Below are 19446 nucleotides of genomic sequence, written 5' to 3'. Positions count from 1 at the left end.
GACGTTTTCTTATGGCTGGCAGTAGCCTGCTGATGTTGCTTGACGATATCGCCGCTGTGCTCGATGACGTCGCACTGATGACCAAAGTGGCCGCCAAAAAAACCGCCGGTGTGCTGGGTGACGACCTCGCACTCAACGCCCAGCAGGTCTCTGGCGTGCGCGCCGATCGGGAGTTGCCGGTGGTGTGGGCCGTGGCCAAGGGGTCGTTTCGCAACAAGGCGATTTTGGTCCCTGCGGCGCTGGCCATCAGTGCCTTTGCACCGTGGGCGGTCACGCCGCTGCTGATGGTGGGCGGCGCTTATCTGTGTTTCGAGGGGTTCGAGAAGGTCGCCCACAGCCTGACCCACAACAAGGCCGACGCCCAAAGCCAGCGCCAGGCCTTGCAGGAGTCGTTGGCCGGTGCGGACGTGGATGTGGCGGCGTATGAAAAGGACAAGGTCAAGGGCGCCATTCGTACGGACTTTATTCTGTCCGCCGAAATTATTGCCATTACCCTGGGGATCGTTTCTGACTCACCGCTGATGCAGCAGGTGGTGGTGTTGTCGGGTATTGCCATCGTGATGACGGTCGGGGTGTATGGCGTGGTGGGGGGCATCGTCAAACTCGACGATGGCGGCCTGTACCTGAGCAAAAAAACCGGCGACGGGACCTGGCCACGGTTCCAGCGCAGTTTTGGCCGTGGCGTGTTGAATGCCGCCCCGTACATGATGAAAAGCCTGACCGTGATCGGTACAGCGGCCATGTTTATGGTCGGCGGCGGCATCCTCACCCACGGTGTGCCGCCGTTGCATCACTGGGTTGAAGGCGTGGCACAAGGTAGCGCGCAATGGCTGGGCGTGGTCTCGGCCATCGTGCCGACCCTGCTCAACGCCGTCGCCGGCATCATTGCCGGCGCGGTGGTGTTGGCAGTGGTGTCCGTTGCAAGCAAGGTCTGGCACGCCATCAAGGCTTAGGCGCAGGCGGCGCGGGGCAGGGTGCTGTCTTGCAGCAGGCGGTAACCGAGCACGGCGAACAGCAACATGATGCCGCCAGCTGCCAAAGACACGGTAAAGCCGGTTTGGGCGCCGTACGCGTCGACCACCCAGCCGCCGAGCACTGCGCCCAGGGCGACACCCATGCCCAGGCCGGTGATCATCCAGGTCAGGCCCTCGGTCAGTTTGGCCGGCGGGACGATGTTTTCCACCAGGCCCATGGCGGTAATCAGGGTCGGCGCGAAAAACAGCCCGGCAACCAGCATGCCCACCGCCAGGGTGGCGATGCTGTCGGCCCACAGTAGCGGCACCATGGTGATTGACGTGGCCAGTGCGCCGAGCACAAACAGCCTGGGCAGTGGCATGTTCAACTTGAGCATGCCGAACACCAGCCCGGCAGCGCACGACCCCAGGGCGTACATCGACAGTACGATGCTGGCCGCAGCCGGTTGGCCTTGATGCTGGGCAAAGGCCACGCTGACCACATCCACCGTACCGACAATCGTGCCCAACCCCAGCAGGGCCAACAGCAAGACCACCACCGCGCCCTGGCGCAAAACCGTGCCCTGGTGCTCGCTGCTGCGTGGGTGTACCGGTGGTTCGGTGTTGCGTTGCAGCACAAAGGCGCTGACGCCAATGGCCAGCAAGATGGCTGCCGCCAGTGGTCCGGCCTGGGGGAACAGCGCGACACTGAGGCCCACGGAAATCGGCGGGCCGATAATAAAGCTCACCTCATCGAGTACCGACTCGAACGAAAACGCCGTATGCAGCTTGGGCGAGCCGCGGTACAGCTCGGTCCAGCGTGCCCGCACCATCGCCGACATGCTGGGCATGCAGCCTGACAATGCGGCAAACACAAACAGGGTCCAGTCCGGCGCGCCAAAATGGCTGCACAGCAGCAGGGCCAGCAAACCGCTGACGCCAATGGCGGTGACGCCGGGCAGGATGCGGCGCTGGCCGTAGCGGTCGACCCAGCGTGAAATCTGCGGAGCCAGCAGGGCAGTGGCCAGGGCGAAGGTGGCTGCCACGCCGCCGGCGAGCCAATAGGAGCCTTGCAGTTGTGCCAGCATGGTGATGATACCGATGCCGACCATTGAGATCGGCATCCGTGCGATCAGGCCCGCACCGCTGAAAGCCTTGGTGCCGGGGGCGCTGAAAATCTCGCGATAGGGGTTGGCCATACAAGCTCCGGAACAGTGTTGGGGGTTGCTCTTGTAGCAGCTGCCGCAGGCTGCGTTCGGCGACGCAGTCGTCGTAAAACCAATGAATGCGGGTTTTCAGGAAAACCGCATCCACTGGCTTTACGGTTGCTTCGCAACCGGACGCAGCCTTCGGCAGCTGCTACGGGAATGTGTGAGTGCCGGCAATCACATACGCGGCGTATGTAGAAATATACGCATACACGGCGTATGTCAATTAACATACGTCGCGTATCCAAAAATAAAGGTGACAGGCATGGCGCCCAAAGCGCGGTCGCAAATGATCGAAGAAACCCGTGGCAAGCTGCTTGAAGCGGCCCGTCTGGCTTTCAGTTCAGTGGGTTATGCGCAGACGTCGATGGACGAATTGACCGCCTCGGTGGGGCTGACCCGTGGCGCGCTGTATCACCATTTTGGTGACAAGAAAGGCCTGTTCAAGGCCGTGGCCCAACAGATCGATGCCGAGCTGGATGCGCAGCTGGCGCAGGTGCTTGAGCAGGCAGAGAGCCTGTGGCAAGGCTTTCAGGATCAGTGCCGGCTGTATCTGGAAATGGCCCTGCAAGTCGAGGTGCAGCGCATTCTGTTGCGTGATGCGCCTTCGGTGCTGGGTTCGCAATATGTGCAGAACACCCAGTCGGTGTGCTGCCTGTCGATGGCATCGATGCTGCAAAGCCTGATGGACACCAAGGTGATTCAACGCACCGATCCCGAGGCGCTGGCGCGGCTGATTCAGGGCGGGTTGATGGATGCGTCGTTCTGGATTGCCGAAGCGGACAACCCGCCGCAACGTCTGGCCGCTGCGCTGGACAGCCTGGACCTGATGCTGCGGGGGTTGCTGCAGGTGCCCCAGGCGCGTTGACGCGCCTGGGAGCGGCGGATCAGAAGTGGTACTTGATCAGCAGGCTGGTGGTGTTCTGATTGGTTTTGAATGCGCCGCTGTCTTCGATGCCGTACTTGTTTTTCCAGTAGTCGTATTCCACACCGACGTACAGTTGCTTGGCACTCCAGCTCAGGGCCTTGCCCAGGTCGTATTTGACCTGCGGATTGAAGTGCAGGTTGGCATGGTAGGTGCCACGGGAGTTCTCGTCGTTGTCGACCACCCAGTCCATGTAGCCGTCGATCAGCACATCGGAGTTGCCCAGGGGCAGGGTGTAGGACCACACCGGGGTGATCTGCCACACGCCTCGGCCGGCACGGCTGCCTTCCGGGAAGCGCTGGTAGAAGTTCAACTGGAAGTAGTCAAAGCCCGGCACGTTCAGGTCGAAACCCGGGCCGATCAGGTAGGCATCGGTATCGCCTTCGCCAAACTCGTAAGTCATGGCCAGCAGTACGTCCTTGATCGGGCCGAATTCAAACTTCTGGTCGAAGATCTTGCCGAACGACAAACGCGGGGTGAATTCACCGTAATAGGTGTTCGGGCCGACGTTGCCGTCTTTCTTGCCGTTGTAAAAGATACGGTCAAGGAAGAAGAAGTTGTCACCGTACTTCCAGCTGTCAGCATGCTCGAAGGTCATGGTTTGCTGAATTTTCGGATTGACCTGGAAGTCCTTGCCGTACAAGTAAGTCAGGCTGTTGGTTTGCCATTGCAGCAGGTCGCCGGCAACTGCCGGAGCCCCGCCCAGCATGCTCCCCGCAAGCATCAGGCTGGTCAGTGTGCGCTTCATTCGGTTAGCTCCAAAAAAATAAAAATTGTGCAGTAGTGCGAACGTGGCGCTCTGTTGTGGCGCCTTGGTTCATGGTTTTAAAAAGTTGCCTTTATGGTCAGCTTTAGTGCTTTTGCAAGTTCGGGGCCATACCTGTTTTATAGCCATTAATAAACCCTCGACTGCGCGTTGGCAGTTGAGTGCAGATGGCGACAGGCAGGTCGTAAACCTTTGATATAAAGGTAAAAGTTGGCTTTAAAGTCAGCTTTGAAAAACGTCGCGTTTAAGCGGGCGCGCAGGATACGGGCTCTGGCGTTTGCACTCAAGTGCTCTGTTAAAGCCCAGGGCGAGCAATAACAGAGCATGCACAGTAACGAGCTTAGAAGTGGACTTTGATCAGGGCGCTGGCGGTGTTCTGGTTGGTGTCCAGGCGGCTGCTGCTTTCGATGCCGTACTTGTCCTTCCAGTAGCTGTATTCAATCCCGACATACAGCTGTTTTTCACCCAGATTCAGGGCCTTGCCCAGGTCATATTTGATCTGCGGGTTGAAGTGCAGGTTGGAATGGTAGGTGCCGCGTGAGTTCTGATCGTTGTCGACTACCCAGTCCATATAGCCGTCGATCAGCACATTGGAGCGGCCCACGGGGATGGTGTAGGAAAACGATGGGGTGATCTGCCAGACCCCGGTGCCAGGGCGTGGCCCCTCGGTATGGCGGCGATAGAAATTCAGGGTGAAATAGTTGAAGCCCGGCACCGCCAGGTCGAAACCCGGGCCGATCAGGTAGGCCTCGCTGTCACCTTCGCCGTACTCGTAGGTCATGGCCAGCAGCACGTCCTTGATCGGGCCGTATTCGAATTTGCGGTCGAAGATCTTGCCGAACGACAGGCGCGGGCTGAACTCGCCGTAATAGGTGTGCGGGCCTTTGTTGGGGTCATCCTTGCCGTTGTAGAAGATGCGGTCGACAAACAGGAAGTTGTCACCGTACTTCCATTTGTCGGCATGTTCGAACGTGACGGTTTGCTGGATCGAAGGGTTGATCGCGAAGTTCTTGCCGTACAGGTAGGTCAGGCTGTTGGTTTGCCATAAAAACAGGTCCCCGGCCATTGTCTGGCTGGCAGCCAAAAGTCCACCTGCGAGCGTGACGCCCCAGTGTTTGCAGTTCATGGGTAACTCCCTTTTTTATTGTTTTTGTAAAGCGAGAGCCCCTCTCCCTAGCCCTCTCCCGGAGGGAGAGGGGATTGGTCGTGCGAGCGCTCAGGAACACCACCGATCAGCCCCCTCTCCCTTTGGGAGAGGGTTGGGGTGAGGGTCAGGGGTCAGTGCTGATGCACATGCCCGCTCATGGCTGCGCGTTCGGAGCCGCCCAGCACATTGAACATCAGGTTCAGGCACACCGCGCTGACGGCGGCCATGGCGATACCGCTGTGGGTGATGGGGTCCATCCACAGGGGCAGGTGGGCGAAGAACTCGGGGCGCACCACCGGGATCAGGCCCATGCCGATGCTCACGGCCACCAGCAACTGATTGCGGCGGTCGGCGATGTCGGCTTCCTGGAGGATCTTGATCCCGGTGGCCGCCACCATGCCGAACATGGCAATGGCGGCGCCACCCAATACCGCAGGCGGAATCGAGGCCACCAGGTACGCCGCTTTCGGCAGCAGGCTGAGGGTGATCAGGAAGATCCCGGCCATGATCGTCACTGAGCGGCAACGCACGCCGGTCATCTGTACCAGGCCAATGTTCTGGGCGAAGGAGGAGTGGGTGAAAGTGTTGAAAAAACCGGCGATAAACGAAGCGCCCGCGTCACACAACAAGCCGCGACGCAGCATGCGTGGGGTGACTTCTTGATCTGTGATCTTGCCCAGCGCCAGGAACATCCCGGTGGACTCGACAAAAATGATCACCACCACCAGGCACATCGAAAGGATCGGTGCCAAATGAAACTCTGGCATGCCGAAGTGCAACGGGGTGACAACCTGGAACCACGGCGTATTGTCCAGGCCGGAAAGGTCGACCATGCCAATGGCGCCGGAAAGCACATAGCCCAGGGCCATGCCGATCAACACCGACACATTGACCCAGAAGCCGCGCATAAAACGGTTGATCAACAGGATGGTGCCCAGCACCAAAGCCGCGATGGCCAGGTACACCGGCGAGCCGAATTGCGCAGCCGCACTGCCGCCACCGGCCCAGTTGACCGCAACGGGGAACAGCGACAGGCCGATCGACGTGATGACCGTGCCGGTGACCAGAGGCGGGAAGAAGCGCACCACCTTGGACATAAATGGCGCAATGATCATTCCGAAAAAGCCCGCGGCGATGGTCGCGCCGAAGATCCCGGTCAGGCCGATGCCCGGCATCCCGGCCATTGCCACCATGCTGCCAACGGCGGCAAAGCTGGCGCCCATCATGACCGGCATGCGGATGCCCATGGGGCCGATGCCCAGCGATTGCACGATGGTAGCCACACCTGCGACCAGCAGGTCGGCGTTGATCAAGAAGGCGATTTCTTCACGACTCAGGCCGGCGGCCTGTCCGATGATCAGCGGCACGGCCACGGCGCCGCCATACATAAGCAGCACATGCTGCAAACCGACCAGGATCAGTTGCAGCATGGGTAGCCGCGCCAGCGGCGGCGGGGCGGTCACGGCGGGTATGCGCGGTTCGGTTAAATCGGACATGCAACACCTCGGTCATTCTTATTGTTGTGAGCTGGTGGTGTGTACTTGCGGGCGCAACACGGCTGCGCCCGCAACGTCTTTGCGTCAGTTGGTCCGGGCTCCTGCATTGATCCAGGCACCGACCAGGTCACGTTCCTGCTGGGTCATCTGGGTGATGTTGCCCAGCGGCATGATCGGCGTGACAACGGCCTGGGCCTGAATGCGCGGGGCCATCAGCTGGATCTGTTGCGCGGTGTCGAACATCACGCCTGCCGGAGCCGCACTGAACAACGGGCTGCTTGGGGTGGCGGAATGGCAGACCGTGCAGCGCTCCTGGATCACCTTGTGGACCTGCTCGAAATCGACCGTGGCCACTGGCGCTGCAGCAGGTGCCGGTGCAACTGGCGGAGCATCTGCAGCCTTGACCCCGCCCAGGGCGGTTTCCGGCAGCGGTTGGTACTTGATCACCTTGGCGGTTTCAGGCGCTGTCGACACAGGCTTAGGACCGGTAACGTAGGCCAGGCAAATCATGCCCAGTGCCGCGACCGGCAAGGTCCAGGCATATTTGTGGCTGTCGTGGCGGGTGTTGAAGTAGTGACGTACCAACACGGCCAGCACCGCAATCCCGGCCAGGATCAACCAGTTGTACTGGCTGCCGTAGGTGCTCGGGAAGTGGTTGCTGATCATGATGAACAGCACCGGCAAGGTGAAGTAGTTGTTGTGGCGCGAACGCAGCAGGCCTTTGGCCGGCAGTGCCGGGTCAGGGCTGCGGCCTTCCTTGATCGCTGCTACCAGAGCACGTTGTGCCGGCATGATGGTGCGGAATACGTTACCGACCATGATGGTGCCGATGATGGCGCCCACATGCAGGTAGGCACCGCGCCCGCTGAACACTTTGCTCAGGCCGAACGCCGCTGCAACCAGCAGCACAAACAGGACAAAACCGAGCAACGCCGGGCGTTTGCCCAGGGCGGAGTCGCACAGAAAGTCGTAAATGAACCAGCCGGCAATCAGCGAACCGATACCGATGGCCACCGCTTCGGGGCCGCTCATGGTACTGCCCGGAGCAATCAGGTACAGCGCGGGGTTGAAGTAGAACACCAGGCAGAGCAGGGCGATGCCTGACATCCAGGTGAAATAGGCTTCCCATTTAAACCAGTGCAGGTTTTCCGGCATGGTCGGGGGGGCCAGCTTGTACTTTTCGAGGTGGTAGATACCGCCGCCGTGAATCGCCCACAGTTCGCCCGCCAGGCCATCTTTGGGGTTGGCCCGGTTGAGGTTGTTTTCCAGCCAGACGAAATAAAACGACGCGCCAATCCAGGCCACACCGGTGATCATATGAATCCAGCGCACGCTCAGATTCAGCCATTCCATTAGATGTGCTTCCACAGTCTTTACCTCTTGCCCGTCACTCTTTTGTGAGTGTTGGACCTTCTCTTATTGGTGGGGGGCGAGGAACAACAACTGATCCTCTTTAAAGAAATGCTCATCGCAGTTATTGCCGCTGCCACTGCGATCAACCACCAGGAAGTCATCCCGCTTTTCGATCGTCAGCACCGGGTGGTGCCAGACGCCGCGATGGTAATTGATGCCCTGCCTGCCATTACTGACAAAGGCGCGGACCAGGTCCGATACAGGTTCATCGCCAACGGGCGCGACCACGATCAGAAAGGGGTTGCCGAGCAGCGGTATAAAAGCCTGGCTGCCCAGCGGATGGCGCTCCAGCATGCGTACGGTAAAGGGCATGTCCTGCGCTTCTGCGCGGAAAATGCTGATGATCGCCTTGTCCTCTGGCGTAGCCGTTTCGACCTCGGCCAGACGGTGAAAGCGCATGGTCGAACCGTTGTTGATCATGAAGTGGTCGCTGCCATCGGTTTCGATCACGTCACCGAACGGGGCGAAGGCTTCTTTGGTCAGCGGTTCAATCATCAATGTGCGCATGGTGGTCTTCTTATTCGGGTTTCTGTGGTGTCAGTTTTGTCGCTATCGCGGGCAAGCCCGCTCCCACAGGGTGATGCACTTCAAATGTGGGAGCGGGCTTGCCCGCGATGGGTTCAGCGCTTATTTGGCGACTTTGCCCAATACGCGGATGCGGCTTACACCACCGTCCGGGAACAGGTTGAGGCGAATGTGGGTGATCGGGCCGAGGTTTTTCAGTTGCTCGCTGTAGGTGTGCTCAGCGTGCATTTCCATTTTTTGGCTCGGCAGCAGTTCGCGCCAGAACAGCGACTGGGTTTCGATCTGGCTGTCGGTACCGCCCTTGACGTACGCGCCCTGGATCGAGCAGCTGTCCGGGTAGTTGCCCTTGAAGTGCAGGGTGTCGACGATGATTTTTTCGATCTCGCCCGGGTGGCCCAGCGCGACGATGACCCAGTCATTGCCCGGGGTACGACGGCGTGCGGTTTCCCAGCCGTCACCCATGTTGATGCCACGGCCCGGGTTGAGGATGTTGCTCATGCGCCCGAAGTGTTCGTCGGAGCAGGCGAGGGCGCGGCCACCATTGAGGGCTGCGGCCAGGTCGACCTGTTCGTTGTCGCCCACGGCCGACCAGTCACGGAACGGCACGCCGTACACACGCAGACGTGCTACGCCACCATCGGGGTAGATGTTGAAGCGCAGGTGGCTGAAGGCCTGGTCGTTGCTGATTTCGTGGTAGTGATGGCTGTTGCCCTGCAGCTCGACGGCCGACAGCACTTCTACCCACTGGGTGTTTTCATTGGGTTCGCCCGAGGCCAGGAAGCAGGCTTCCAGCGAGGCAGACGGCGGGAAGTTGCCGGTGAAGAATGAAGTGTCGATGTCCACACCCTTGATCGAGCCGGGCACGCCGAGGCGGATGACAGCACTGTCATAGCCTTCGAAGCGCTTGCGGCGGGACTCCCAGCCGTCCATCCACTTGCCGTTGTCATCGAAAACGCCCTCCTTCCATACGGCCGGAGTCGGCTGGAACATGCGGTTGGCGTCGGCAAACCAGTCATCGGTTACCGAAACGATTTTGGTGCCCAGGCGGGCATCGGCCAGGTTGACGAACTTCTCGAAAGGTACGGCGTAAGCTTTCATTCTTCTTGTCTGCCTTTAAATGAGTGGCTGGAGATGCGTCATCGGCACATGCCGGTTCGGCTTAGAGCTGGAGTAATCGGAACAGGGCGATTTTGTTGATTTCTGCCAACGCGCATTTGAACTCGACGTCTGCCGGGTTATGGATGCGGGTTTCGAACGCGGCGAGGATCTGGTGCCGGTCGCTGCCTTTTACCGCCATGATGAAGGGAAACTTGAACTTGGCTTTGTAGGCCTCGTTCAGCTCGGTGAAGCGTTGAAACTCTTCGGCCGTGCATTGGTGAATACCGGCGCCAGCTTGTTCGTTGGTGCTGGCTTCGGTCAGTTGGCCCTGGACGGCTGCTTTGCCGGCCAGGTCCGGGTGAGCGTTGATCAGTGCCAGCTGGCTGGCGTGATCGGCGCTCAACAAAATGTCACTCATGCGCTGGTGCAGGGTTTCGATCTGATCGACGCTGCTGTCCAGGCCCAGGTCGTAGGCCTTTTCGGCAACCCAGGGCGAGTGTTCATAGATATCGGCAAAAGCCGCCACGAAGGCTTCACGGCTCAGTTGTGAAGGCTTGAGGGTCTTGAAGGCGCTCATTTGGCGGTCTCTGCAACAAAAGGGTGGGTGGCGTGCCAGTGGCGGGCGATGTCCACACGGCGGGTGAACCAGACCTGCTCGTGACTCTTGGCGTACTCGATAAAACGCTTGAGGGCGGCGAGACGCGCAGGGCGGCCAATGAGGCGGCAATGCAGGCCGATGGAAAGCATTTTCGGCGACTCTGCGCCTTCGGCGTACAGCACATCGAAAGCATCCTTGAGGTACTGGAAGAATTGCTCGCCGGTGTTGAAGCCCTGCACCTGGGTAAAGCGCATGTCATTGGTGTCCAGGGTGTAGGGGATCACCAGATGCGGTTTGCCGGTGGGGTTGTTGGGTTCCCAGTAGGGTAGGTCGTCGTCGTAGGTATCGCAGTCGTACAAAAAGCCGCCTTCTTCCATCACCAGGCGCCGGGTATTGGGGCCGGTGCGGCCGGTGTACCAGCCCAGCGGGCGTTCGCCGCTGATTTCGGTGAGGATGCGGATGGCTTCGAGCATGTGTTCACGCTCTTGCGCTTCGTCCATGTACTGGTAGTCGATCCAGCGATAGCCGTGGCTGCAGATCTCATGCCCGGCCTCGACCATGGCGCGGATCACATCCGGGTGGCGCTGGGCGGCCATTGCCACGGCAAACACCGTAAGTGGAATATCGAACTCGCGAAACAGCTTGAGGATGCGCCACACGCCGGCACGGCTGCCGTACTCGTACAGCGACTCCATGCTCATGTTGCGCTCGCCCTGCAGCGGTTGGGCCGACACCATCTCCGACAGGAAAGCTTCCGACTCCTTGTCGCCGTGCAGGATGTTGCGTTCGCCGCCTTCTTCGTAGTTGAGTACAAAAGACAGGGCGATACGGGCGTTGCCCGGCCAATGCGGATGTGGAGGGTTTGGACCGTAACCAATCAGGTCGCGTGGGTAGTCAGCGCTCACTACAGTCTTCCTTATTGTTCGTGGTAACAGTCGATTGGCCAGACCTGGCGTCACTGCGATGAGCTGATTGTATACAACTTTACATTTTATTTGTAACCCTGATTTTTCCTATTTCTACCACGATTTGTCCTGAAAGAGTACTTGCAAGAAACCTGCCTGATTGGTCAGTTTATGGGCGAAAGGTCTCTAAGGGCTGCGGCTTTGACGACTAATGCCGTGCAGGCCCCGTCGTTTCCGGGGATGCGCAGATTGTCATTTTTAATTGTGTACAATTTTTTTGATAAATGTCTTAATCGTGTCTTCGCCAAGCCTTTTGGTGCTCCAAAAGGGTGCGGCAGCGGTTTTATTCACCGACTCGGGAGGTCGCAGAATCAATGGGACGTTTGACTACGCACGTTTTGGATGCCGCACACGGCTGCCCGGGCAGCTCGATCAAGGTCGAGCTGTATCGGGTTGAAGGTTCGGGGCTGGAGTTGGTCGCTACAGCGCTGACCAATAGCGATGGCCGTTGTGACGCGCCGTTGCTGGAGGGGGATGCCTACCGTAGCGGGGTTTACCAGGTGCAGTTCAGTGCCGGTGATTACTACCGTGCACGCGGTGTGAAATTGCCGGAGCCGGCGTTTCTGGACGTGGTGGTACTGCGTTTCGGGATCAGTGCCGAGCAGGATCACTACCATGTACCGCTACTGATTTCGCCGTACAGCTACTCGACCTATCGCGGTAGCTAACTGTTTTCGATCTGCGCATGTGGTTATTTGCCCGCTCACACTGCGGGCTTTTTTTTGCCTGCCGAATTGTCGTAAAACTGTAGCAGCTGCCGAAGGAACGAGGCTGCGTTCGATTGCGAAGCGATCGTAAACCTGAGGCCGCGATTTAACTGATAGAACGCGGATTCAGATTCTACGACGGCTACGCCGCCGGACGCAGCCTCGTTCCTTCGGCAGCTGCTACGGGGTTGGATGCAACTAGCGGCTAAGCAACGACGCCGTGCCCGCCACGCTGAACAAGCCGGCGCTGACGCGGTTGAACCAGCTCTGGCCCTTGCCGCTGCGCAGATAACCCGCAGCACCGTGGGCCCCCAGGCCGTAGGCCAGCTTGCACAGCAGGTCGAGCACGGTCCAGGTGGCGATCATCACCAGCAATTGGTTGAGAAACGGCAGGTCGGGGTTGAGAAACTGCGGCAAAAAGGCAGCAAAGAACAGAATGTCCTTCGGGTTGCTGGCCCCCAGCACAAACGCGCGCCCAAACAGGGCACCAAAGCGCGGTATGGGTGCAGCGTCCGGCACGTTGGTGACGGTGGCCGGCTGACGCGATTGTTTCCAGCTTTGCCATGCCAGGTAAAACAGATAGAGCGCCCCGACGATCTTCAGCGCACTGAAGAGTTTTTCCGAAGCCAGCAGCAGGGCGCCCAGGCCCAGGGCCGAAGCGCTGAGCAGGCAGATCGAGGCAAATACACCGCCCAAAAAGGCCGGATAAGAGCGGCGCAAGCCGTAGTTCAGACTGTTGCTGATCATCAATAACGACAGTGGCCCCGGAATCAGGATTACCACCAATGCCGCGCTGCTGAACAGCAGCCAGGTTTCCAGACTCATCACTTCCTCCCAAACAACAAAGGCCCCGCGTCATTGCGGGGCCGATTGATACCGCCCGGTTTACAGGTAAATAAACTTGGCGATGAAAATAGCGCAGAGCACCCACAGGCTGACGGAAATTTCCCGGTATTTGCCGGTGCCTGCCTTGAGTGCCACATAACTGATAAAGCCCAGGGCTATGCCGTCGGCGACCGAGAAGGTCAGCGGCATCATGATCACGGTCACAATGGCCGGGATGCAGTCGGTCGGCTCTTCCCAGTTTATGTGCTGCATACCGCCCATCATCAGCATGGCCACATAAATCAGCGCGCCTGCCGTGGCGTAAGCGGGGATCATGCCTGCCAGCGGGGCAAAGAACATCGCGGCCACAAACAGCACGCCCACGGTGACGGCGGTGAGCCCGGTACGCCCGCCTGCTGCAACGCCGGCGGCGCTTTCAACATAGCTGGTCACCGGCGGTACGCCGACCACGGCGCCGAACACGCTGGAGGCGCTGTCGGCCTTGAGTGCCCGGGACAGGTTTTCGATTTTGCCGTCGGCTTTCACCAGCCCGGCCCGCTGGGCCACGCCCATCAGGGTACCGGCGGTGTCAAACATATGGACAAACAAAAAGGCCAGCACCACGCTGATCATGCTGATATTGAACACACCCTTGAGGTCCATGGCCATCCATGTCGGTGCCAGGCTCGGCGGTGCCGACAGGATGCCGTTGTAGTGCACCAGGTCCAGGCCCCAGCCGGCCAGGGTGACGGCGATAATGCTGATCAGGATGGCGCCGAACACGCGGTGATAGCTCAGTATCGCAATCATCAAAAAGCACACCGCTGCCAGCAGCGGCGCGGGGTCGCGCAACGAACCGAGCTTGATCAGGGTAGCCGGGCTGTCGACGATAATGCCCGAGGTTTTCAGGCCGATGATCCCCAGAAACAACCCCACCCCTGCGCCCATCGCATAACGCAGGCTGACGGGGATGCTGTTGAGCAGCCATTCACGCACCCGCGACAGGGTCAGAATCAAAAACAGCACACCGGAGACAAATACCGCACCCAGTGCCGTTTCCCAGCTGTAGCCCATGGTTCCGACAACGGTGTAGGTAAAAAACGCATTCAGTCCCATACCCGGCGCCAGGCCTACGGGCCAGTTGGCATAAAGCCCCATCAGCAGGCTACCCAGCGCGGCGGCGATGCAAGTGGCGACGAAGGCCGCACCATGATCGATACCGGCATCGGCCATGATGTTGGGGTTGACGAAGATGATGTAGGCCATGGTGATAAAGGTGGTCAGCCCGGCGATCAGTTCGGTTTTCACCGTGGTGCCATGCAGCGACAGTTTGAACAGGCGCTCCAGCCAGCCACGGGAGGAGGGCGGTGCAAGTTCAACGACGGGTATTTCTGACTTTTGGCTGTCCACGGTAATTCCTCAGGCTTTTATTGTTTTTAAGGGCACTGGTTGAGGCGAGAGACGGTTTTTCTGACTTTTAGGTCAGGAATGCAAGTGAAGTGAATTATGCTTTTGTATACAAAAAAAGCAAATAATGTTTTTTAGATTGTGTTCGGGAAGTGATGGGCGGGCGTCAGTTTTCTGTGGGAGCGGGCAAGCGCGCTCCCACAACCAGCCAACGGCCTTAGCAATCCTGCTCTAAAGCTGGCGGCTCTGGCCCAGGGCGTGGTTGATCGCCAGCCAGCCATTTACCGCGTCTTCACCTGCCTGGGCGAACACCCTTTGCAGCAGTTTGACTTGCTCGCGGCGCAGGTTTTTCTCGAAGGTGACGCCGTCGGCGGTCAGCTCCAGCAAGCGTTTGCGCTTGTCAGTCTCGGGCGCAACGCTGCGCACCAGGTCCATTTCAATCAACTGGCGCAAGGGCGTGTTGAGGGCCTGCTTGCTCACGCCGAGCAAGGTCAGCAGTTCCTTGACGCTGACACCGGGGTAGTGAGCGATAAAAAAAACAATACGCTGATGCACCCGACTCAGCCCACGACGTGCCAGCATTTCATCCGCCTTGGCGGTAAATGCTTGATAGCCAAAGAAGAAGGCTTCCATGGCAGCGCGCTGAGTGGTCGGATTTTTAAGGTCAAGCATATTGACGTATCTAGGGTTCGCGGCGTAGTTTCGGTCAACCAGTTTGACTTATTTCCAATTACTTCCGCTACCGGTGATCTGTATGGCCTTCTCCGAACGTGTTTCCCGCCTGAAAAGCTCTTTGATTCGTGAAATTCTGGCTGCGGCCCAACGTCCGGAAGTCATGTCTTTCGCTGGCGGGCTACCGGCCGAAGCCATGTTGCCCAAGGTCGACTGGACCGATATGCCTGCCTCGATGGGCCAGTACGGCATGAGCGAAGGCGAACCGGCACTGCGTGAAGTGCTGGCTGCAGAAGCCCGTGCGCTGGGGGTTGATTGCGATGCGAGCCAGGTGATGGTACTCAGCGGTTCGCAGCAGGCGCTGGACCTGGCGGCCAAGCTGTATATCGACAAGGGCACCGAAATCATGCTCGAAGCGCCGACCTACCTGGCGGCGTTGCAAATCTTTCAATTGTTCGGCGCTGAGTGCCTGTCGTTCCCGCTGCAAGCCGATGGCCCGGACCTGGCTGCGTTGCGTGTACAGCTGGAAAAACACAGCCCGGCCTTCATCTACTTGATCCCGACATTCCAGAACCCGTCTGCCGTGCGTTACAGCGAAACCAAGCGCGACGCCGTAGCGGCCCTGCTCGACGAGTTCGGCGTGACCCTGATCGAAGACGAACCGTACCGCGAGCTGAACTTCGACGGTGGCAGCGCCACGCCGATTGTCAGCCGCCTGAAAAAAGCCAGCTGGATCTACACCGGCACCGTATCCAAAACCCTGTTGCCGGGCCTGCGCGTTGGCTTCCTGATTGCCAGCCCCGACCTGTTCCCGCACCTGTTGCGCCTCAAGCAATCGGCCGACCTGCACACCAACCGTGTTGGCCAGTGGCAAGCCTTGCAGTGGATCGGCACTGAAAAAATGAGCAATCACCTGGCTGAGCTGCGTGATTTCTACCGCGTGCGCCGCGATGGTTTCCAGCTGGCGCTGGAAGAACACTTTTCGGATCTGGCTGACTGGCATGTGCCGCAGGGCGGGCTGTTCTTCTGGCTGACCCTCAAACAACCGTTCGATACCCGTACTCTGCTCAAGCCTGCGCTGGAACAGAACGTGGCCTTTATGCCGGGCGAACCGTTCTTCGCCAACCCGGACCAGAACGTAGGCAGCCTGCGCCTGAACTTCAGCCACATCGACCCGGCGCGCCTGCATGAAGGCCTCAAGCGTCTGGCCCATGTGATTCGTCAGGCCCAGGCTGCCCAGGCGGCCTAAGGGAGGCGCGATGCTCAAGGTTTATGGCGATTACAATTCGGGCAACTGCTACAAGATCAAGCTGATGCTGCATTTGCTGGGGCTTGAGTACCAGTGGTTCGCGGTGGACATCCTCAAGGGTGAGACCGAAACCCCGGAGTTTCTGGCGAAAAACCCCAACGGCAAAGTGCCGGTGCTGGAGTTGGAAGACGGTACCTGCCTGTGGGAGTCCAACGCGATTCTCAACTACCTGGCCGACGGCAGCGAGTTTTTACCGGCCGAACCGCGCTTGCGCACCCAGGTGCTGCAATGGCAGTTTTTCGAGCAGTACAGCCATGAGCCTTACATTGCGGTGGCGCGCTTTATCCAGTTCTACCTGGGGCTGCCCCAGGAGCGTCTTGAGGAGTACCGCAAGCTGCAAAAACGCGGGTACAAGGCGCTGGACGTGATGGAGCAGCAGCTCAATCGCACACCGTATCTGGTGGGTGAGCAGTACTCGATTGCCGATGTGACGCTGTACGCCTATACCCATGTGGCCCATCAGGGCGGCTTTGATCTGGGTGGCTATCCAGGCATTCAGGCGTGGCTGGCGCGGGTGGCCAGTCATCCGCGGCATGTGGGGATGCTGGATTGAGCGACAGGTCGTAAAAGCCCCTCACCCCAACCCTCTCCCAAAGGGAGAGGGCCAGGGTGAGGGGCTTTTGGCTTAAATGCCCGCAAACCGCTGGTTCAGATAATCAATGATCACCTTGGACTCATACATCCAGGTGGTCTTGCCATCTTCTTCAATCCGCAGGCACGGCACCTTGATCTTGCCGCCTTGCTCCAGCAGGGTCTGGCGGTCCTGCTCGTTGTTCTTCGCGTCACGCAGGGCCACCGGCACATTCAGGCGGCGCAGGGTGCGGCGGGTTTTTACACAGAACGGGCAGGCATGGAACTGATACAGGGTCAGGCCCTTGGCAGCCTGGTCGACCTGAGCCTGAGCGGCGGCAGGGCGCTGCTTTTTGCTTGGACGGGTCACGAAATCGCCAGCGATGATGAGCTGACCCAGGCCTACGCGAAGCGCTTTGATAAACACAGTAAAAGCCTCATGGGCAAATAAGAAGGGTGGCAGCTTACCTGAAATTGCGCAGGCGAAAAAAAACCGGCGATAAACGCCGGTCTTTTTGGTGCAGCAGTTACTTGATCAGGCTGAGAAACTCGCTGCGCGTGGCGGCGTTTTCGCGGAACTCACCCAGCATCACCGAGGTGATCATCGACGAGTTCTGTTTCTCGACACCGCGCATCATCATGCACATGTGCTTGGCCTCGATCACCACGGCAACGCCCAGGGCGCCGGTGACTTGCATCACTGCGTCGGCGATCTGGCGGCTCAGGTTTTCCTGGATCTGCAGGCGACGGGCGTACATATCGACAATGCGCGCCACTTTCGACAGGCCCAGCACCTTGCCGCTCGGAATATAGGCAACATGGGCCTTGCCGATAAACGGCAGCAGGTGATGTTCGCACAACGAATACAACTCGATGTCCTTGACCAGCACCATTTCGCTGTTGTCAGAGCTGAACAAGGCACCGTTGGTGACTTCTTCCAGGGTTTGCTCATAGCCGCGGCAGAGGTACTGCATGGCTTTGGCGGCACGCTTTGGCGTATCCAGCAGGCCTTCACGGGAAACGTCTTCGCCGAGTTGACCGAGGATCGCGGTGTAGTTTTGTTCCAGGGACATTAATCTACCTGTGGGATTTTTCGCAAAGAGTAAGGGTACGGGGGCTGGCACGACGCTGCAAGCGTGATGACACGCTGTTACTCGTCACGCCCCTCCATCATGGTGCGTTTGAGCATCACATACACCGCGCCTGCGCCGCCATGTTTGGCCTGGCAGGAGCAGAAGCCCAGTACTTGGGAGTGCTGGCGCAGCCAGGTGTTGACGTGGCTCTTGATCATCGGGCGCTTGCCGTCCAGGCGCACGGCCTTGCCGTGGGTGACGCGCACGCAGCGCACTTCAAGGCGCACAGCTTCGCCAAGGAACTCCCAAAGGGTCTCGCGGGCCTTTTCGACGGTCATGCCGTGCAGGTCCAGGCTGCCTTCAAAGGCGATCTGGCCCAGCTTGAGCTTGCGCATCTGGCTTTCCTGCACGCCGTCACGGGCCCAGCTGAGTTGATCTTCAGGGCCTACATCAATCACAAACTGGTCTGACAGGCCGTCGATGATGGTCGTATTGCTGCGCACAATGGCGTTCTGGCGCAATTTGGCCAGCTGCGCACGGTCAGCTTTGGGTTTGCCGGTGTCGGCGCGATCATGCTTGATCGGTTTGACACCGCGAATCTCGTTTTTGAACAGGGAAAAGTCGTCGTCTTGCATGTCAGCCTCCGCGAAGGGCGGCCAGTTTACCCAAGTCGACGACAATCGGGCGGGGGGATATGGGTCAGTCGTGCTTTTTCATCAGGTGGGGAGCCATGTTCAGGCCAAACGGCTTGCGCATCAGACGCCGCCGGCGGCGCCACATCCACACCCCCAGCCAGCTCACCAGCAGGCCGAACACCAGCACCAGCGCAGCCCCTGCGGGGCTGGCATTAAGCTCGCCCAGGGCTCCCGGGCGGCCAATCAGGCTGGCGGCGCCGGCCAGCAGCAACAGCACGCCACACAGGATCAACAGTGCGGCAAATATCAGGACCAGGCGTGAGCCCCAGTCGCGGTGGGCCTTGGGGCGCAAGCGCCGAGCATCAAAACCATCGGAGATCTTCATTCCGATCTTTCCTTAAAGGGTATCGGCCCTTCGACCGGCACTTGGGCAGGTTGTTCCTGCTTGCCGTGAAATTGGCAATTGCTTGCGGGTAGCAGGGGCAAGGAGGGGCGGTTGCACAGGTCGCCCGCCCTGGCCCGGGGCCGATCAAATCAGGTTTTGGGTCAGCGTCAGGGTGGCAAAGTTGTCGTTCATGATGGCCATTTCGGTTTTTTGCACTTGCTCGGCGCTGATGATGCCATCTGCAGTCGGCAGGTCGCGAGTGGCGCAGGCGTCTGACACCAGGGTGCAGCGCAAGCCGTAGTCCTTGGCCGCACGCACGGTGGTGCTGACGCTGGAGTGGCTCATGAAGCCGCAGACGATGACATCCAGCGAACCCAGGTTTTCCAGGGCCTTTTGCAGGCCGGTGTCGTTGAAGGCGTTGGGCATGCGCTTTTCGATGATCAGCTCATCACCCTGTGGCTCAAGGCCCTTGATGAATGCGCCACGCTCGCCCTGGGGGTCGAACATGCCGCCCACGGTGCCCAGGTGACGGATATGGATAACCGGGCGCCTGGCCTTGCGCGCAGCTTCAAGCAGACGGGCGATGTTGGCGGTGGCCGCGTCCATGCCAGACAGGGCCAGTGGCCCGCTCAGGTACTCATTTTGTGCATCGATGATCAGCAGGCTGGCATTGCTCAGATTGGCTGCGGCATAACCACGACCTGTGAGTTGAAACATCGTCTTTAAAGCGGGCATTCGGGGGCTCCTTTGAATGGGGCTTTTGAGACAT

General features: G+C 59.3%; 22 protein-coding genes. 5 read left to right on the top strand and 17 right to left on the bottom strand.

Translation table 11 applies throughout. From position 1 onward, the window contains the following. The first annotated feature begins 11 nt into the window (after window positions 1–11). Entirely contained in the window at window positions 12–953 is a 942-nt protein-coding gene (locus AB3G35_RS18145; protein WP_086797841.1) for a DUF808 domain-containing protein, read from the top strand. Here the strand turns inward: AB3G35_RS18145 and AB3G35_RS18140 are convergent. After that, the gene (locus AB3G35_RS18140) at window positions 950–2152 is read right to left on the bottom strand and encodes an MFS transporter (RefSeq protein WP_134048966.1); all 1203 of its coding nucleotides are present in this window, start codon (window positions 2150–2152) and stop codon (window positions 950–952) included. The genes AB3G35_RS18145 and AB3G35_RS18140 overlap by 4 nt on opposite strands. Before the next feature lie 274 nt (window positions 2153–2426). Between AB3G35_RS18140 and AB3G35_RS18135 the strand changes: the two genes are divergently transcribed. Next, window positions 2427–3029 carry a TetR/AcrR family transcriptional regulator gene (locus tag AB3G35_RS18135; RefSeq protein ID WP_095041049.1) on the top strand — a complete coding sequence of 201 codons (603 nt, stop codon included), beginning with the start codon at window positions 2427–2429 and terminating at the stop codon, window positions 3027–3029. A 19-nt stretch (window positions 3030–3048) separates the two neighbouring features. Here AB3G35_RS18135 and AB3G35_RS18130 read toward each other — a convergent pair whose 3' ends face one another. From AB3G35_RS18130 to puuE, 8 genes are all read right to left on the bottom strand, one after another. Then, window positions 3049–3834, bottom strand: a complete 786-nt coding sequence (locus tag AB3G35_RS18130; protein ID WP_086797835.1) for an outer membrane protein OmpK — start codon at window positions 3832–3834, stop codon at window positions 3049–3051. Between the two features lie 358 nt (window positions 3835–4192). Then, on the bottom strand, window positions 4193–4978 hold the full coding sequence (locus tag AB3G35_RS18125; protein ID WP_095028688.1) for an outer membrane protein OmpK: 786 nt from the start codon (window positions 4976–4978) through the stop codon (window positions 4193–4195). A 152-nt stretch (window positions 4979–5130) separates the two neighbouring features. After that, on the bottom strand, window positions 5131–6495 hold the full coding sequence (locus AB3G35_RS18120) for a nucleobase:cation symporter-2 family protein (RefSeq protein WP_029611490.1): 1365 nt from the start codon (window positions 6493–6495) through the stop codon (window positions 5131–5133). A gap of 84 nt (window positions 6496–6579) precedes the next feature. Next, complete coding sequence (locus AB3G35_RS18115; RefSeq protein WP_369781897.1) at window positions 6580–7863, bottom strand: urate hydroxylase PuuD; 1284 nt, start codon at window positions 7861–7863, stop codon at window positions 6580–6582. A 48-nt stretch (window positions 7864–7911) separates the two neighbouring features. After that, a complete protein-coding gene (locus AB3G35_RS18110) occupies window positions 7912–8415 on the bottom strand; it encodes an ureidoglycolate lyase (RefSeq protein ID WP_016781501.1) in 504 nt (167 codons plus the stop codon). Window positions 8416–8535: 120 nt separating this feature from the next. Beyond that, entirely contained in the window at window positions 8536–9531 is a 996-nt protein-coding gene (gene alc / locus AB3G35_RS18105; RefSeq protein WP_016781500.1) for an allantoicase, read from the bottom strand. A gap of 61 nt (window positions 9532–9592) precedes the next feature. Next, on the bottom strand, window positions 9593–10108 hold the full coding sequence (gene uraD, locus AB3G35_RS18100; protein WP_016781499.1) for a 2-oxo-4-hydroxy-4-carboxy-5-ureidoimidazoline decarboxylase: 516 nt from the start codon (window positions 10106–10108) through the stop codon (window positions 9593–9595). Next, complete coding sequence (gene puuE / locus AB3G35_RS18095; RefSeq protein ID WP_086797827.1) at window positions 10105–11034, bottom strand: allantoinase PuuE; 930 nt, start codon at window positions 11032–11034, stop codon at window positions 10105–10107. Before puuE ends, uraD begins: the two co-directional genes overlap by 4 nt. 374 nt (window positions 11035–11408) lie before the next feature. On the opposite strand from puuE, the gene uraH reads away from it, so the two are divergent. Next, on the top strand, window positions 11409–11762 hold the full coding sequence (gene uraH, locus AB3G35_RS18090; RefSeq protein ID WP_016781497.1) for a hydroxyisourate hydrolase: 354 nt from the start codon (window positions 11409–11411) through the stop codon (window positions 11760–11762). A 237-nt stretch (window positions 11763–11999) separates the two neighbouring features. On the opposite strand, the gene AB3G35_RS18085 is transcribed toward uraH, so the two are convergent. The 3 genes from AB3G35_RS18085 to AB3G35_RS18075 all read right to left on the bottom strand — a co-directional run bounded on the left by AB3G35_RS18085 (window position 12000) and on the right by AB3G35_RS18075 (window position 14705). After that, complete coding sequence (locus tag AB3G35_RS18085; RefSeq protein WP_016781496.1) at window positions 12000–12626, bottom strand: LysE family translocator; 627 nt, start codon at window positions 12624–12626, stop codon at window positions 12000–12002. A gap of 60 nt (window positions 12627–12686) precedes the next feature. Then, on the bottom strand, window positions 12687–14036 hold the full coding sequence (locus AB3G35_RS18080) for an NCS2 family permease (RefSeq protein ID WP_169906397.1): 1350 nt from the start codon (window positions 14034–14036) through the stop codon (window positions 12687–12689). Window positions 14037–14264: 228 nt separating this feature from the next. After that, window positions 14265–14705: a MarR family winged helix-turn-helix transcriptional regulator gene (locus AB3G35_RS18075; protein WP_106116823.1), complete on the bottom strand. Its 441-nt coding sequence runs from the start codon at window positions 14703–14705 to the stop codon at window positions 14265–14267. Window positions 14706–14787: 82 nt separating this feature from the next. Here AB3G35_RS18075 and AB3G35_RS18070 point away from each other — a divergent pair, with 82 nt between their 5' ends. Then, complete coding sequence (locus tag AB3G35_RS18070; protein ID WP_369781896.1) at window positions 14788–15954, top strand: PLP-dependent aminotransferase family protein; 1167 nt, start codon at window positions 14788–14790, stop codon at window positions 15952–15954. Between the two features lie 10 nt (window positions 15955–15964). Then, entirely contained in the window at window positions 15965–16567 is a 603-nt protein-coding gene (locus AB3G35_RS18065; protein WP_095003470.1) for a glutathione S-transferase family protein, read from the top strand. 72 nt (window positions 16568–16639) lie between these two features. On the opposite strand, the gene AB3G35_RS18060 is transcribed toward AB3G35_RS18065, so the two are convergent. The 5 genes from AB3G35_RS18060 to AB3G35_RS18040 form a co-directional block, all read right to left on the bottom strand. Next, window positions 16640–17011, bottom strand: coding sequence for a glutathione S-transferase N-terminal domain-containing protein (locus tag AB3G35_RS18060; RefSeq protein ID WP_016781491.1), 372 nt, complete (start codon window positions 17009–17011; stop codon window positions 16640–16642). A 100-nt stretch (window positions 17012–17111) separates the two neighbouring features. Beyond that, window positions 17112–17657: a GTP cyclohydrolase I FolE gene (folE, locus tag AB3G35_RS18055; RefSeq protein WP_003442011.1), complete on the bottom strand. Its 546-nt coding sequence runs from the start codon at window positions 17655–17657 to the stop codon at window positions 17112–17114. Window positions 17658–17734: 77 nt separating this feature from the next. Continuing rightward, entirely contained in the window at window positions 17735–18292 is a 558-nt protein-coding gene (locus AB3G35_RS18050; RefSeq protein WP_016781490.1) for a Smr/MutS family protein, read from the bottom strand. A gap of 64 nt (window positions 18293–18356) precedes the next feature. Further along, a complete protein-coding gene (locus AB3G35_RS18045; protein WP_016781489.1) occupies window positions 18357–18677 on the bottom strand; it encodes a hypothetical protein in 321 nt (106 codons plus the stop codon). 144 nt (window positions 18678–18821) lie between these two features. Continuing rightward, window positions 18822–19412, bottom strand: a complete 591-nt coding sequence (locus tag AB3G35_RS18040; protein WP_106116820.1) for a cysteine hydrolase family protein — start codon at window positions 19410–19412, stop codon at window positions 18822–18824. Window positions 19413–19446 lie beyond the last annotated feature (34 nt).

Source organism: Pseudomonas sp. WC2401, from assembly GCF_041200115.1.
Lineage (GTDB): Bacteria > Pseudomonadota > Gammaproteobacteria > Pseudomonadales > Pseudomonadaceae > Aquipseudomonas > Aquipseudomonas fragi.
The sequence above is the reverse complement of the archived record's forward strand: the minus strand, read 5'-3'. Positions and strand labels throughout refer to the sequence as shown.